Annotated in this window: 14 protein-coding genes; 7 read left to right on the top strand and 7 right to left on the bottom strand. The window is 71.2% G+C overall.

Annotated elements, in window-relative coordinates:
- Entirely contained in the window at positions 1-1,083 is a 1,083-nt protein-coding gene (locus BEK98_RS13570) for a Zn-dependent alcohol dehydrogenase (RefSeq protein WP_094216747.1), read from the top strand.
- 155 nt (positions 1,084-1,238) lie between these two features.
- Here BEK98_RS13570 and BEK98_RS13575 read toward each other — a convergent pair whose 3' ends face one another.
- The gene (locus BEK98_RS13575) at positions 1,239-1,952 is read right to left on the bottom strand and encodes an ArsR/SmtB family transcription factor (protein WP_094216748.1); all 714 of its coding nucleotides are present in this window, start codon (positions 1,950-1,952) and stop codon (positions 1,239-1,241) included.
- Positions 1,953-1,998: 46 nt separating this feature from the next.
- The gene (locus BEK98_RS13580; protein ID WP_094216749.1) at positions 1,999-2,640 is read right to left on the bottom strand and encodes a TetR/AcrR family transcriptional regulator; all 642 of its coding nucleotides are present in this window, start codon (positions 2,638-2,640) and stop codon (positions 1,999-2,001) included.
- A 90-nt stretch (positions 2,641-2,730) separates the two neighbouring features.
- On the opposite strand from BEK98_RS13580, the gene BEK98_RS13585 reads away from it, so the two are divergent.
- From BEK98_RS13585 to BEK98_RS13595, 3 genes are all read left to right on the top strand, one after another.
- Positions 2,731-3,882, top strand: a complete 1,152-nt coding sequence (locus BEK98_RS13585) for an acyl-CoA dehydrogenase family protein (protein WP_094216939.1) — start codon at positions 2,731-2,733, stop codon at positions 3,880-3,882.
- A 60-nt stretch (positions 3,883-3,942) separates the two neighbouring features.
- Positions 3,943-4,230, top strand: a complete 288-nt coding sequence (locus BEK98_RS13590) for a YiaA/YiaB family inner membrane protein (RefSeq protein ID WP_094216750.1) — start codon at positions 3,943-3,945, stop codon at positions 4,228-4,230.
- 93 nt (positions 4,231-4,323) lie between these two features.
- Positions 4,324-4,947 (top strand): TetR/AcrR family transcriptional regulator, encoded by a 624-nt coding sequence (locus BEK98_RS13595; RefSeq protein WP_094216751.1) that lies wholly within the window; start codon positions 4,324-4,326, stop codon positions 4,945-4,947.
- 13 nt (positions 4,948-4,960) lie between these two features.
- Here the strand turns inward: BEK98_RS13595 and BEK98_RS13600 are convergent, their stop codons facing one another.
- Complete coding sequence (locus tag BEK98_RS13600) at positions 4,961-5,422, bottom strand: MaoC family dehydratase (RefSeq protein ID WP_094216752.1); 462 nt, start codon at positions 5,420-5,422, stop codon at positions 4,961-4,963.
- A 118-nt stretch (positions 5,423-5,540) separates the two neighbouring features.
- On the opposite strand from BEK98_RS13600, the gene soxR reads away from it, so the two are divergent.
- Positions 5,541-5,999 carry a redox-sensitive transcriptional activator SoxR gene (gene soxR, locus BEK98_RS13605; RefSeq protein WP_094216753.1) on the top strand — a complete coding sequence of 153 codons (459 nt, stop codon included), beginning with the start codon at positions 5,541-5,543 and terminating at the stop codon, positions 5,997-5,999.
- A 265-nt stretch (positions 6,000-6,264) separates the two neighbouring features.
- On the opposite strand, the gene BEK98_RS13610 is transcribed toward soxR, so the two are convergent.
- Positions 6,265-7,332, bottom strand: a complete 1,068-nt coding sequence (locus BEK98_RS13610; protein WP_094216754.1) for an RNA ligase (ATP) — start codon at positions 7,330-7,332, stop codon at positions 6,265-6,267.
- A 151-nt stretch (positions 7,333-7,483) separates the two neighbouring features.
- On the opposite strand from BEK98_RS13610, the gene BEK98_RS13615 reads away from it, so the two are divergent.
- A complete protein-coding gene (locus BEK98_RS13615; protein WP_094216755.1) occupies positions 7,484-8,065 on the top strand; it encodes a hypothetical protein in 582 nt (193 codons plus the stop codon).
- Here BEK98_RS13615 and BEK98_RS13620 read toward each other — a convergent pair.
- Together BEK98_RS13620 and BEK98_RS13625 are read right to left on the bottom strand one after the other, a co-directional pair.
- The gene (locus BEK98_RS13620; protein ID WP_167444154.1) at positions 8,011-8,745 is read right to left on the bottom strand and encodes a 3-keto-5-aminohexanoate cleavage protein; all 735 of its coding nucleotides are present in this window, start codon (positions 8,743-8,745) and stop codon (positions 8,011-8,013) included. The two genes, BEK98_RS13615 and BEK98_RS13620, sit on opposite strands and share 55 nt — an antisense overlap.
- A 122-nt stretch (positions 8,746-8,867) precedes the next feature.
- Positions 8,868-9,470, bottom strand: a complete 603-nt coding sequence (locus BEK98_RS13625; RefSeq protein ID WP_094216756.1) for a hypothetical protein — start codon at positions 9,468-9,470, stop codon at positions 8,868-8,870.
- A gap of 256 nt (positions 9,471-9,726) precedes the next feature.
- Here BEK98_RS13625 and BEK98_RS13630 point away from each other — a divergent pair, with 256 nt between their 5' ends.
- Positions 9,727-12,516, top strand: coding sequence for a penicillin acylase family protein (locus BEK98_RS13630; protein ID WP_094216757.1), 2,790 nt, complete (start codon positions 9,727-9,729; stop codon positions 12,514-12,516).
- A gap of 32 nt (positions 12,517-12,548) precedes the next feature.
- On the opposite strand, the gene BEK98_RS13635 is transcribed toward BEK98_RS13630, so the two are convergent.
- Positions 12,549-13,823 carry a serine-threonine protein kinase gene (locus tag BEK98_RS13635; RefSeq protein WP_167444155.1) on the bottom strand — a complete coding sequence of 425 codons (1,275 nt, stop codon included), beginning with the start codon at positions 13,821-13,823 and terminating at the stop codon, positions 12,549-12,551.
- Positions 13,824-13,865 lie beyond the last annotated feature (42 nt).

A 13,865-nucleotide genomic window follows, 5' to 3' on the forward strand; every position in this document is an offset into this window, starting at 1 on the left:
ATGGCCGTACGAGCCGCCGTCCTGCCCGCCATCGGCGCCCCCCTGAAGATCACCGAGATCGAGCTGCCCGACCCGGGACCCGGACAGGTCCGCGTCCGCCTCGCCGCCGCCGGTGTCTGCCACTCCGACCTGTCCCTGTCCAACGGCACCCTGCGGGTACCGGCCCCGGTGGTCCTCGGCCACGAGGGCGCCGGAACGGTCGTGGCCGTGGGCGAGGGGGTCACCCACGTCTCACCCGGGACCCCCGTGGTCCTCAACTGGGCGCCCTCCTGCGGCACCTGCCACGCCTGCACGCTCGGCGAGGTCTGGCTGTGCGCCAACGCGCTCAACGGCGCAGCCGACGTCTACGCCCGCACCGCCGACGGCACCGACCTCCACCCCGGCCTGAACGTCGCCGCGTTCGCCGAGGAGACCGTCGTCGCCTCCGCCTGCGTGCTGCCCCTCCCGGAGGGCGTCCCGCTCACCGACGCGGCCCTCCTCGGCTGCGCCGTCCTCACCGGCTACGGCGCCGTCCATCACTCGGCCCGGGTCCGGCCGGACGAGACGGTCGCGGTGTTCGGCGTCGGCGGCGTGGGCCTGGCCACCCTCCAGTCCGCGCGCATCGCGGGCGCGTCCCGCATCATCGCGGTCGACGTCTCCCCGGAGAAGGAGGAACTGGCCCGCGCGGCCGGCGCCACGGACTTCGTCCTCGCCTCCGACACCACCCCCCGCGAGATCCGCGCCCTCACCGACAAACAGGGCGTCGACGTCTCCATCGAGTGCGTGGGACGCGCGGTCACCATCCGCGCCGCCTGGGAGTCCACCCGTCGGGGCGGCCGTACGACGGTCGTCGGCATCGGCGGCAAGGACCAGGAGGTCACCTTCAACGCCCTGGAGATCTTCCAGTGGGGCCGCACCCTGTCCGGCTGCGTCTACGGCAACACCGACCCGGCCCGCGACCTGCCGCTCCTCGCCGAACACGTACGGGAGGGCCGCCTCGACCTCTCGGCCCTGGTCACCGACCGGATCGCCCTGGAGGGCATCCCGGCGGCCTTCGAGAACATGCTGGCGGGCAAGGGCGGGCGCTCGCTGGTGGTGTTCTGACGTTCAGCCCACCTGCTCGGGTCGCGGCTCCCCGGCCGCGACCCACTATTGCGGCCGACGGGGCTGCAACCCCCTAGGGGCGCGGGGAACTGCGCGACCAGCCACAACAGACCCGCACCCGGCACACCACACAACCCCCCACCCCGTAGCCGAAATCAGCACAACCCCGCCGCCTCGATGCCGAGCAGCTCAAATAGCGCCCGCTCCCCCGACGGAGTCACTTTCACGGCCCGCTCAGAGCCGATACGGACGCACCAGCCCACATCCATCGCATGTCGGCACAGCGCCGCCCCGGCCGCCCCCGCGAGGTGAGGTCGCCGCTCGGTCCAGTCGAGGCACGCCCGGGCCAGAGGGCGCCTGCTCGACCGGTCGATGCCTATACCCACCGCGCCGAACCACTCCACCCCCGCATCCGTCAACGCAAACCCCGTGTCCTGCCGAAGCAGCCCCCGCGAAGTCAGCGCATGCGTAACCGCGATCCCGAGCCGCCCGGCAAGATGGTCGTAACAGGTACGCCCCCGGGCCATCGCCGACCCCGCGCTCACCTCCCGCAGGGTGCGCGAGCGCGGCCGTACCGCCGCCGCGGGCACCTGCGAGGCGAGGTCCTCCACGAGCTGTGCCACGCGCGCGTCGGCCAGCCGGACGTACCGGTGCCGGCCCTGCCGCTCCTCGGCCAGCAGCCCGCCCCCGACCAGCTTGCCCAGATGTTCGCTCAGTGTGGACGCGGCGACCCCCGCATGCCGGGCCAGCTCGCCCGCGGTCCAGGCCCGCCCGTCCAGCAGCGCGAGCAGACACGCGGCCCGGGTCTCGTCGGCGACCAGCGAGGCGAGTGCGGCGAGGCCGGCGGCCCGGGAGTCCTTGGCGGTCATGCCCCCAGCATGCGGTACGGATACTTCGGCAGCGGCCGAAGTGTCCTCACACGCTCTGCCGTACCTGCTCGTACTGCTGCGCCAGCCCGTCCAGCAGCGCGCTCAGCCCCGTGTCGAAGGCCCGCTCGTCGATCTTCTCCTGCTGTTCGGCGAGGAGGTGCGCCTGCCCGAGGTGCGGATAGTCGGCGGGGTCGTACGCGCTCGCGTCGTCCACGAAGCCCCCGGCGAAGGAGCCGAGCGCGGAGCCCATGATGAAGTACCGCATCAGCGCGCCGATGGACGTGGCCTGCGCCGGCGGCCAGCCCGCCGCGACCATGGCGCCGTAGACCGCGTCGGCCAGCCGCAGCGCGGCGGGGCGGCGGCCGGGCCCGCGGGCGAGGACCGGGACGATGTTCGGGTGGTCGCGCAGGGCGGCGCGGTAGGAGATCGCCCAGTCGTGCAGCGCGGTCCGCCAGTCCCGGCCGTCCTCGAACATCGACAGGTCCACCAGACCGCTCACCGAGTCGGCGACCGCCTCCAGGATCTCGTCCTTGGTGCGGAAGTGGTTGTAGAGCGAGGGCCCGCTCACCCCCAGCTCGGCGGCGAGCCGCCGGGTGGAGACGGCCGCCAGGCCCTCCGTGTCCACGAGTTCCCGTGCCGTCTCGACGATCCGGTCGGTGCTGAGGAGGGGCTTGCGCGGTCGGGCCATGGCGCACATAGTAGGGCTGCAACAGGAAACTAGCAGTGCTAATTTAAATGTCCGGCTTTCAAGAACCATCTGGTGTGGGGTGATCTCGTGGTGAACCTGGGGCTCAGCGCGGAGCAGGCCGCCGTACGGCAGCTCGCCCGGGACTTCGTGGAGCGCGAGATCGCCCCGCACATGGTCGCCTGGGACCGGGCCGAGGAGGTGGACCGGGGCATCGTGAAGAAGCTCGGCGAGGTCGGCTTCCTCGGTCTGACCGTCGACGAGGAGTACGGCGGCTCGGGCGGCGACCATCTGGCGTACTGCCTGGTCACCGAGGAGCTGGGGCGCGGGGACTCGTCGGTCCGCGGGATCGTGTCCGTGTCCCTGGGGCTGGTCGCCAAGTCGATCGCGGCCTGGGGGAGCGAGGAGCAGAAGCGGCGCTGGCTGCCGGGTTTGACCGCGGGCGAGTACGTCGGCTGCTTCGGCCTCACCGAGCCCGGCACCGGCTCCGACGCGGGCAACCTCACCACCCGCGCGGTGCGCGACGGCGACGAGTACGTCCTGAGCGGCACCAAGATGTTCATCACGAACGGCACCTGGGCCGATGTCGTCCTGCTCTTCGCCCGCTCCACCGACGCCCCCGGACACAAGGGCGTCTCCGCCTTCCTGGTCCCCACCGACACCCCCGGACTGACCCGCCGCACCATCCACGGCAAGCTCGGCCTGCGCGGCCAGACCACCGCCGAACTGGTCCTGGAGGATGTCCGGGTGCCCGCCTCCGCGCTGCTCGGCGAGGAGGGCAAGGGCTTCTCCGTCGCCATGTCCGCGCTGGCCAAGGGCCGGATGTCGGTGGCGGCGGGCTGTGTCGGCATAGCCCAGGCCGCGCTGGACGCGGCCGTGCGGTACGCCGGTGAGCGCGAGCAGTTCGGAAAGTCCATCGCCCACCACCAGCTGGTGCAGGAGCTGATCAGCGACATCGCCGTCGACGTGGACGCGGCCCGGCTGCTCACCTGGCGGGTCGCCGATCTCATCGACCGCGGGCAGCCGTTCGCCGTCGAGTCCTCCAAGGCCAAGCTGTTCGCCTCCGAGGCGGCCGTCCGCGCCGCCAACAACGCCCTCCAGGTCTTCGGCGGTTACGGCTACATCGACGAGTACCCGGCCGGCAAACTCCTGCGCGACGCCCGCGTGATGACCCTCTACGAAGGCACCAGCCAGATCCAGAAGCTGCTCATCGGGCGTGCGCTGACCGGGGTTTCGGCGTTCTGAGTACGTGCCTGAGTATCTCGGCGGATGTGGCGCGGGCCACGTCCGCCGATGCTTGCTCCCATGAGTGACACACCGGTCAAGCAGCAGAGTACGGCCGCGTTCTACGGCCAGTCCGTCGCCTCCTTCGCCATCGCCATGGCGGCCACGTCCATCGGCATCTACCAGCTGAGGACCGACGCCTGGGTCCGGGCCTTCCTGGCCATCGCCGTCCTCTACCTCGTCACGTCCGCCTTCACGCTCGCCAAGGTGATCCGGGACCGCCAGGAGGCCGGGCAGATCGTCAGCCGCGTCGACCAGGCCCGCCTGGAGAAGCTGCTCGCCGACCACGACCCCTTCGAGAAGCTGTGAAAAGCGCCGGCAAGCTCTGAGCGGGCGCTCTAAGCGAGCGCTCACCTTCGGCGGTATGGTGGTGCTCCTGTCACCGAGAGGGGCGAGCGAGCGATGAGTACGGCGGAGGAGACGACCGGCGGCGAGGTCGAGCCGTGGGAAGAGGTCACCCCTGACGCGGCCCGGCGGCTGCTGGTCGCCGCCGTGGAGGCCTTCGCCGAGCGCGGCTACCACGCGACGACGACCCGCGACATCGCGGGCCGCGCCGGCATGAGCCCGGCCGCGCTCTACATCCACTACAAGACCAAGGAAGAGCTGCTCCACCGGATCAGCCGGATCGGTCACGACAAGGCCTTGGACATCCTGCGGACGGCCGCCCGGCGCGAGGGCACCGCCGCGGAGCGGCTCGCCGACGCCGTCAGCTCCTTCGTCCGCTGGCACGCCGGGCGGCGCACCACCGCGCGGGTCGTGCAGTACGAACTCGAGGCGCTCGGCCCCGAGGCCCGCGCCGAGATCGTCGCGCTGCGCCGCCAGGTGGACGCCGAGGTGCGCGGCATCATCGAGGACGGTGTGGCCTCCGGCGAGTTCGACGTGCTCGACGTGAAGGGCACCACCCTCGCCGTGCTGTCGCTGTGCATCGACGTGGCCCGCTGGTTCACCCTGGACGGCCCGCGCACCCCCGAGGAGGTCGGCGCGCTCTACGCCGACCTCGTGCTGCGGATGGTGGGCGCCCAGTAGGGCGCCCCGCGGCTCAGAGGTAGTACCGGGACACCGACTCCGCGACGCAGACCGGCTTGTCGCCGCCCTCGCGCTCCACGGTGAAGGCGACGGTCACCTGGACCCCGCCCGGGACGTCCTCGACGCCGGTGATCGTCGCGGTGGCGCGCACCCGGGAACCGACGGGGACGGGGGAGGGGAAGCGGACCTTGTTGGTCCCGTAGTTGACGCCCATCTTCACGCCCTCGACCTTGATGAGCTGCGGCCCGAAGAGCGGGAGCAGCGACAGGGTCAGGTAACCGTGCGCGATGGTGGTCTTGAACGGCCCCGCCGCGGCCTTCTCCGGGTCCACATGGATCCACTGGTGGTCCCCGGTGGCCTCGGCGAACAGGTCGATCCGCTTCTGGTCGACCTCCAGCCAGTCCGTGTGGCCCAGCTGCTCGCCCACGGCGCCCTTCAGCTCGTCGGGGGAGGTGAAGGTCCTCGGTTCTGCCATGTTCCCGGCCTCTCGCTCGCAAGGTCTAAGCAACTGCTTAGCATGGTCGGGTCCGGAGGTGATGTCAACGGATGGCGGCCCGACCGGGTGGCCACCCTGGGTAGGTAGTCTCTGAGGAGTGCCCCAGATTCCCGAGAAGATCCACGAGCTGACCGTCGGCCAGCTGTCCGCGCGCAGCGGCGCCGCCGTCTCCGCCCTGCACTTCTACGAGTCCAAGGGCCTCATCACCAGCCGTCGCACCTCCGGCAACCAGCGCCGCTACACCCGGGACACACTCCGCCGCGTCGCCTTCGTCCGCGCGGCCCAACGGGTCGGCATCCCCCTGTCCACGATCCGCGAGGCCCTGGCCCAACTCCCCGAGGAACGCACCCCGACCCGCGAGGACTGGGCCCGCCTGTCGGAGACGTGGCGCTCGGAACTGGACGAACGCATCAAGCAGCTCAATCGCCTGCGAGACCACCTCACCGACTGCATCGGCTGCGGGTGCCTGTCCTTGGACACGTGCGTCCTGTCCAACCCGGACGATGTGTTCGGGGAGCGGCGGGCGGGGTCGCGTCTGATGACGGAGGGGCGCTGAGCCGGGCTATTGGGGTGGGGAGTGCTGTGATGTGCCGGGTGCGGCTGCGTGGGGGCTTGTCGCGCAGTTCCCCGTGCCCCTGGGGAGTTGCAGCGCCGTTGGCCGCATAGCGCCGTGCGTAGCTGCGGACAGCCGCCCCGCCGTGGCCGCCGTAGCTGCGGGCAGTCGTGCCGCTTGGGGCGGCACGGGTGGGCGCAGCGGCATCCCGTCAGCGCCGGGCCGCGCGACCCACCCCGCCCAGCTGCAGCACCGGGCAACCCGTGGCCTACTCGTACTCGGTCCCACCCTTCCGCGTCAGATACGCCGGACTCACCGCCTTCGCGATCGCCCGCCCCCCGGTCACCCCGCTGTACCGCTCCGCCGCAGGCCGTATCACCACACCCTCCCGCAGATGCAGCCCCCGCCCGGACACGGTCTCCCGGCCGCTCGCGAACTCCAGCACCCGCTCGATGTCGTACGGCCCGGAGAAGAGCCGTGGCACCAGGGGCAGTTCCCCTTCCAGCACCTCGGCCGCGTCCAGCCACCGCACCGTCCCGTCGATCTCGGCCGATACGTCGAACGCCGCGTACCCGAGCGTCTCGCGCCGGCCGTCGGCCCCGTACGTGAGGTCCTGCACCCCCGCGCCGTACACCTCCCCGAAGATGCCGACCCGCCGCGCCCCCAGCCGCTCGCAGAGCCGCGCCGCAGCCTCGGCGACCCCGTGCCCCCGCACCGCCCGCCAGTACAGGTTCCGCGGGTCCTCCTTCAGCGCCAGGGACTTGCCCCCGAAGCCCTTGGAGGACACGTACACCCGCCCCTCGTCGGCGACATACGTCACCAGGCACGCCGAACCGTGCAGCTTCTCGGTCAGGACCACAGCCTCGCCCGGTGTGAAGATGTCCGGAAACCGCTGGATGTTCTCGATGTCGACCCAGGGCAGCAGATCGGGCGCGGACTCGACCTCCCCGCTCATCGTGGGCGGGACCGGCGGTACCCACTTGGTGATGCCGAGCACGTCCGCGAAGTCGGTACCCTCCTGAGCCGCCCGCGCCAGATCGACCTCCGCCAGCGCCTTCGGCCGGCACACGATGCCCTGCGACAGCTCACCGCGCAGGCGCACCGCCTTGACCCGGTCGGAGTTGCTTCCCGCCAGCCGCCCGGTCAGCCCCAGCTCCTCGATCAGCCCGGTCGGGAGCACGGACTGCTCGGGGATGTAGACGGCGGTCTCACCGGTGCGGTACGCACCCTTGGCGACGACGGCCCGGTACAGGCCCACCTGGGCCAGCTCGAGCGCATCGGCGTTCGGATGCTCGTGGACGGTCAGCACTTCGGCGGTGACGCGGAGCGTCGACATCTCGGGACTCCCTGGTTGCTCAACTCGGTTTCATCGGCCCCCACTCTCCGCACCGCAAAGGGGTGGAGCGACCGGATTAGCGGCTGGTAAGTTCGGGATCTTCGGCTGGCGCCAAGACGCCGCGCACGGAGTCCTGACGGGTTCAACTCCCTTGCTCTCAACCGCCCTTGAGGCTGCCCTCGCGAACATCGACACGGTCTTCAACGGAATGCGCCGCCTGTTGCCCCAGGGGGTGCGGGCGATGGCCGAGGGCGTGCTGGAAGGTGTCGGCTGGGGTGACCACGGGCTGAGTCAGGTCGACTGGCGCTCCTGGCCGGCCGAGCAGGCCACCGCCGTCGAGGAGTTCGTGCATGCCTGGTGGCAGGACGTCCATGCCACGCCGAAGCCGCCGTACCAGGTGGAGGAGGTCTTCGAGATCTGCGCCGCGATCGGCCGGTCCGTCACTCCGCTGCTCGACCGCCGGCCCGCGCACCCCGTGGCCGACGCCCACCTCGTCCGGTGCGTGGACTGGTGGCTCGATCGTCTGCTCGTCGACGACGCGCCGTTCACCTGGTTCCCGCACGGCGCGAAGGCCGCCGTACCCGGACTCCAGTCCTGGCCGGCCCGGAACGCCCCCGCTCGGCTGCGCGCCCAGGGCGAGCCCGATCTGGCGATCCGTGCCGGACTCCTCGGCCTGCCCTACGACGACCGCTGGGCCCACCCGTACTGGGCCGATCCCTCCACCACCAACTGAGCATTGGACAGGGCGCGTTCACCGTCCGGCAGGAACAGGGTGTCCTCCAGGCCTATGCGGGTGGCGAGGCCCAGCCGTCCGGCCAGTCTCAGCACCGGCCAGGTACCTCCCTCCTCGCCGTGCAGCAGGACCGGACGGCCGTGTGCGTCACCGAGATCGGCGAGCAGGCGGTGCGCCGACGCCTCCGCCGTCGCCGGGGCCGGGTCGGTCACCTCCGCCAGCACCCGCAGCACCCTCGGCCCGAGCGGCGAGGCCGCGAAACGGGCCGCAGCGTCGGTGCCGGACCAGATGCCCGCCTCCACCGCGACCCCCAGGGCGAGCAGCTGTGCCGCGACCTCCTCGGCGCCCGGCTCATGCCAGTTGACCGAGGCGAAGTCGGGCAGCACCGACCAGCTGAACACCCGGTCGAGCCGGGCGGCCGGGTCGGGCTCGGCCCAGGCGCCGGTGGTCACCCCGACCGGCACCGGCACCCGCGCCCGTATCGCCTCCAGCGTCGGGGCGAGCACCCGTGGGGAGAGACTGTCGTGCCCGCACGGTGTCTTCGGATGGACATGGACTTCCGTGGCACCGGCCGCGACGGCTTCGGCGGCGGACCGCGCCAACTCCTGCGGAGACAACGGCACCGCTACGCCGTCCGCGGCCGAGTGGCGCCCGTTGAGACACACCTGCACCTGCACCATGCCTCGATGGTGCCAGCCGCCACTGACAGCGACCCGTGGCATGTCCCGCAACGCCCGACGGCACGTCCCGGCAAGGGGCGCGGCATCCCCTGCGCACCCCCCGATTCCACCCCCCCTGCAGATCAGGCCGACATCAGCAGCCGTCCCCGCCCGGCGCACGCCAGTGCCTGAGGCGTGAGTACGGGCCGGGGTACGAGGATCCCGCAGTCCGTGCAGACCGGGCCGGACGACGGCTCGTGGTCCAGGTCGTACTTCCACACGAGGCGCTCACCGCCGCACACCGGGCAGGCCGAGCCCGGCTCGCGCTCCAGGGCGGCGATCAGCCGGCGCAGCACCTCGGCCAGGGGCTCGTCGGGGTGGACCCGTGGGTCGTCGCACCAGGCGACCCCGAACCCGCCCCAGGTCAGCCGGTGCCAGTCGTCCACGGTGCCCGGCCGGCGCAGCCCGTCGTGCTTCTCCTTCTTGCGGCGCTCGGCGAACTCGCCCTCGTAGGCGAGCCAGACGCCGCGCGCCTCCTCCAGCTCCTCCAGTGCGGCCACGAGCCGCGCCGGGTCGGGGGAGCGGTCCTCCGGGCCGAAACCGGCCCGGGAGCACAGATGGTCCCAGGTGGCCCGGTGCCCGTAAGGAGCGAACCGCTCCAGGCACTTGCGCAGTGAGTAGCGTCGCAGTGCCAGATCACACCGCGGATCGCGCACCTGTCTCGCCAGACTTCGGAATCCGGCCATCGCCTTGCACCTCCGTCACACCTGCGTCCGCACTTCGGTCACTTCGGCGTCGCCGTACGGCTTTCGCGCGACGTCGCCGAGTAGACGTATCGACACGCGATCCGGCTCCATCCGATTTCCGATGCCCTCCCATAAGGCGCCCCGGGTTGACCGCCGGGCACCGGTCCTGGTGACTCCAAAACTTGACGCATGTTCATCTTCAATCCCGGGGATACCGGCGGTAACGTCCGGCCCACCCCCGTCGGGAGGAGCTGCCATGCCACGGCGCACCCCACGCAACGTGTTGTTCGACAAACTGAGAACTCCCCGCAGGCTCACCGGGTTCCTGAAGACGGCATCCGTATGCGTTCTGATCGCGGGAGTGCTCTCCCCGCTCACCCAGGCAGCGGCGGCGGAGAGCGCCACGGCCTCGAACGACTACTGCGGCGGCCAGTGTTCGGACATCCTGCCGCCCGGCGAGAACGGCAACGCCACCCTCGCCCAGATCCTGCTCAACCAGGCCTTCGGCACCCAGCCCTCCCATGCCGAGGACCAGCTCGGCCCGTACGCCAACCTGGCGACCGGCTACTCGGGGCTCACCGACGCGAAGATCAACACCTTCTTCAACGACGCCTCGTTCGGGGTCCCTTCCGACCAGGTCGCCTCCACCGAGAAGCCGGCCGGCCGCAGTGACGTGACGATCGTCCGCGACAAGAAGGCCGGTGTGCCGCACATCACAGGCACCACCCGGTACGGCACCGAGTTCGGCGCCGGGTACGCGGCGGCCGAGGACCGGCTGTGGCTGATGGACGTCTTCCGGCACGTGGGCCGCGGCCAGCTGACCACGTTCGCCGGCGGCGCGGCCGCCAACCAGGGGCTTGAGCAGGAGTTCTACCGCAACGCGCCGTACACCGAGGCCGACCTGCAGGCGCAGATCGACAACGCCATCGCGAAGAACGGCGCCCGCGGCCAGCAGGCCCTCGCCGACGCCAACGCCTACCTCGACGGCATCAACTCCTACATCGACGCCTCCGACAGCGGCCGTTACTTCCCGGGCGAGTACGTCCTGACCGGCCACAAGGACTCCATCACCAACGCCGGCACCATCGACCACTTCAAGATCACCGACCTGGTGGCGCTCGGCTCGGTCATCGGCTCGCTGTTCGGCTCCGGAGGCGGCGGCGAGGTCAACAACGCCCTCTCGCTGATCGCCGCCCAGTCCAAGTACGGCGTGGAGCAGGGCACCAAGGTCTGGGAGTCCTTCCGCGAGCGCAACGACGCCGAGGCCGCTCTGACCGTCCACAACGGCGAGAGCTTCCCGTACGCGTCCAAGCCCGACGACCCCCAGGGCGAGGCCCTGCCCGACTCCGGCTCGGTGACCCAGGAGCCGCTGGTCTACGACCGCACGGGCAGCGCCGCCACCGCGAGTGCCAAGAGCACGTCCGCCACGGCCGCCAAGACCACCCTCAGCTCGGCCAAGCGCGGGATGTCCAACGCCCTCGTGGTCAGCGGCAAGTACACCGCCAGCGGTCACCCGATCGCCGTCTTCGGCCCGCAGACCGGCTACTTCGCCCCGCAGCTGCTCATGCTGCAGGAGATCCAGGGCCCGGGCATCAGCGCCCGCGGCGCCTCCTTCGCCGGCCTGAGCATGTACGTCGAACTCGGCCGCGGCCAGGACTACTCCTGGAGCGCGACCACCTCGGGCCAGGACATCATCGACACCTACGCCGTCGAGCTGTGCCAGGACGACTACCACTACCTGTACCACGGCACCTGCACCGCGATGGACAAGGTCGAGCAGAAGAACGCGTGGAAGCCGACGACCGCCGACGGCACCGCGGCGGGGTCGTACACCATGCGGGTGTGGCGGACGAAGTACGGCCCGGTCGAGTACCGCGCCACCGTCGGCGGCAAGAAGGTCGCCTACACCACCCTGCGCTCCTCCTACCTGCACGAGGCCGACTCGATCATCGGCTTCCAGATGCTGAACGACCCCGACTACGTCAAGGGACCGAAGGACTTCCAGAGCGCGGCCCAGCACATCAACTACACCTTCAACTGGTTCTACGCCGACTCCCAGCACACCGCGTACTACAACAGCGGTGACAACCCGGTCCGGGCGAGCGGTGTCGACGCCGAGTTCCCGGTGTGGGGGCAGCAGGCGTACGAGTGGCGGAACTGGGACCCGGCCACCAACACGGCCGACTACACCCCGGCCTCCGCGCACCCCAACTCCGTCGACCAGGACTACTACATCTCCTGGAACAACAAGCAGGCCAAGGACTACACGACCGCCTCCTGGGGCGACGGGTCCGTGCACCGCGGCAACCTCCTCGAGGACCGGGTCAAGAAGCTGGTCGCGGCCGGCGGGGTGACGCGTACCAAGCTGGTGCAGGCCATGGCGGACGCGGCCCTCGCCGACCTGCGCGCCGAGGACGTGCTGCCCAAGCTGCTGAAGGTGGTCAACTCCTCCCCGGTGACCGACTCGACGGCCGCCGACGCGGTGAGCAAGCTCCAGGCCTGGGTGACCGCGGGCGCCAAGCGCACCGAGACCTCGGCCGGTTCGAAGACGTACGCCAACGCCGACGCCATCCGCATCCTGGACGCGTGGTGGCCGCTGCTGGTGAAGGCCGAGTTCGAGCCCGGCCTGGGCAGCGATCTGTACGGGGCGTTCACCAGCAACCTGCCCGTGGACGAGGCCCCGTCCGCCGGCCACGGCCCGACCGGCTCGCACGCCGGAAGCTCCTTCCAGTACGGCTGGTGGAGTTATGTCGACAAGGACATCCGGGCGGTGCTCGGCGAGTCCGTGCAGGGCGGTCTCGCGCAGAAGTACTGCGGCGGCGGCAGCCTCAGCGCCTGCCGGGACACCCTGATCAGCACCCTCAAGCAGGCCGCGGGCCTGACCGCCGCCCAGGTCTACCCGGGCGACGACCAGTGCTCGGCCGGCGACCAGTGGTGCGCCGACTCGATCGTCCAGCGCACCCTGGGCGGCATCAAGCACGGCAAGATCAGCTGGCAGAACCGGCCGACCTTCCAGCAGGTCGTGGAGTACACGACACACCGGTGACGTCACACCGGTGACGTCCGGACGGCGGCGGGTCAGGCGATACGGCCCGCCGCCAACACCACCCGCGCCAGCTCGGGGTGCACGATGTCGCTGTGCGCCCCGGCCGGCGGACCCCCGCGGTGGACGACCGCGGACGCGTCGACGTTCACACAGCCCGAGCCGGGCAGCGCCCCGTTCAGGGCCGCGGCGAGGTCCAGCTTCGCGGTGCCCGGTACCGCCTGCACTCCGTCGTGCCCCATGGCTCCCCACTCGGGGCCCAGCACGGCCGCGATGTCGACGCCCAGGAGCGAGTTGTCGTCCCCCGCGAGACGCGAGGCGAGCGGATAGAAGGTGCCGAGCGCCGCGTCGAAGTGCGAGTAGCAGCACACCAGCGGGCCGTCGATCCGCTGGTGCCGGTCCTTGAGCGCCCCCGCGGTGTCCGGCTCCTGGGGAAGCCGGGCCGCGAACGCATAGTGCGAGAAGGCTCCCTGCAGCAGCGTCACGGACTTCACCGTGCGCACTCCGTCGGGCAGCCCGCGCAGCGCGAACGCCACCAGCCGACCGCCGAAGCTGTGTCCGACCAGATGCACCCGCACACCGGGAGCCACATGGGCCAACTGCCCTACGAGGGGCCCGAGTCCGTGCTCGCCGACCTTCCCGGCCCGCCGCTTCATCGTGTAGTACGTCGCCTGCCGCAGCAGTTCCTTGGCGCCCTCCCACGGGTTCGGCAGGCTGAAGTCGGCGCGCGCCCCGGTCAGGGCGTGGGCGAACTCCTCGCAGGCGGTCGCCGTGTCCCCGCTGAACGCGACGGGCTCGCCCTCTTGCGAGGTGTCCGCCGCGGCGAGCGGCTGCGGTGTCCCGACCAGCTGCCGCACCAGCTGCCCGAACTGTGCCAACCCCTCGTCCCCGCCCGGCTGTTCGTCCAGCATCCGGGCCAGTTGGTCGAGCACGTCGGCCCGGTCCGGGAAGGTCTTCAGCAGCGCGCGCCGGGTGTCCGGATCCAGCGCTGGGCCCGCCGCGAGAGTCGGCGCGGCGCCGGGGAAGTCCGGGATCGGCTCGTCGCAGAACCGCATCGACGGCCAGATCACCCCCACGTACCCGATCCGCGCCCTCGGCGCGAGGTTCGGGATCGGGGCGAAGAAGCTCCGGTACAGCCTGGTGGCGCCCGAACGGTCGTTGTTCCAGCCGTGCGCGAAGACGATCAGGTCACGGACGCCCTGGTCCGTGACCTGCGCCAGCAGCCGGTCGCGTTCGGGGCCGTCCACGTCCCCGTCCGCATCGAAGGTCAGCTCCCAGTAGGGAGTCACGCTCATCCCAGGATCCGCCATGCAAGGCTCCCTCGTCCCCCGAACGATGCGATGTGGTCGTAT

Source organism: Streptomyces diastatochromogenes (genome assembly GCF_002242805.1).
Lineage (GTDB): Bacteria > Actinomycetota > Actinomycetes > Streptomycetales > Streptomycetaceae > Streptomyces > Streptomyces diastatochromogenes.

Coding starts and splice junctions, on each gene's coding strand:
- BEK98_RS13570 (WP_094216747.1), top strand. CDS start 1: ATGGCCGTACGAGCCGCCGTCCTGCCCGCCATCGGCGCCCCCCTGAAG.
- BEK98_RS13575 (WP_094216748.1), bottom strand. CDS start 1,952: ATGACCGCCAAGGACTCCCGGGCCGCCGGCCTCGCCGCACTCGCCTCG.
- BEK98_RS13580 (WP_094216749.1), bottom strand. CDS start 2,640: ATGGCCCGACCGCGCAAGCCCCTCCTCAGCACCGACCGGATCGTCGAG.
- BEK98_RS13590 (WP_094216750.1), top strand. CDS start 3,943: ATGAGTGACACACCGGTCAAGCAGCAGAGTACGGCCGCGTTCTACGGC.
- BEK98_RS13595 (WP_094216751.1), top strand. CDS start 4,324: ATGAGTACGGCGGAGGAGACGACCGGCGGCGAGGTCGAGCCGTGGGAA.
- BEK98_RS13600 (WP_094216752.1), bottom strand. CDS start 5,422: ATGGCAGAACCGAGGACCTTCACCTCCCCCGACGAGCTGAAGGGCGCC.
- BEK98_RS13610 (WP_094216754.1), bottom strand. CDS start 7,332: ATGTCGACGCTCCGCGTCACCGCCGAAGTGCTGACCGTCCACGAGCAT.
- BEK98_RS13620 (WP_167444154.1), bottom strand. CDS start 8,745: ATGGTGCAGGTGCAGGTGTGTCTCAACGGGCGCCACTCGGCCGCGGAC.
- BEK98_RS13625 (WP_094216756.1), bottom strand. CDS start 9,470: ATGGCCGGATTCCGAAGTCTGGCGAGACAGGTGCGCGATCCGCGGTGT.
- BEK98_RS13630 (WP_094216757.1), top strand. CDS start 9,727: ATGCCACGGCGCACCCCACGCAACGTGTTGTTCGACAAACTGAGAACT.
- BEK98_RS13635 (WP_167444155.1), bottom strand. CDS start 13,823: ATGGCGGATCCTGGGATGAGCGTGACTCCCTACTGGGAGCTGACCTTC.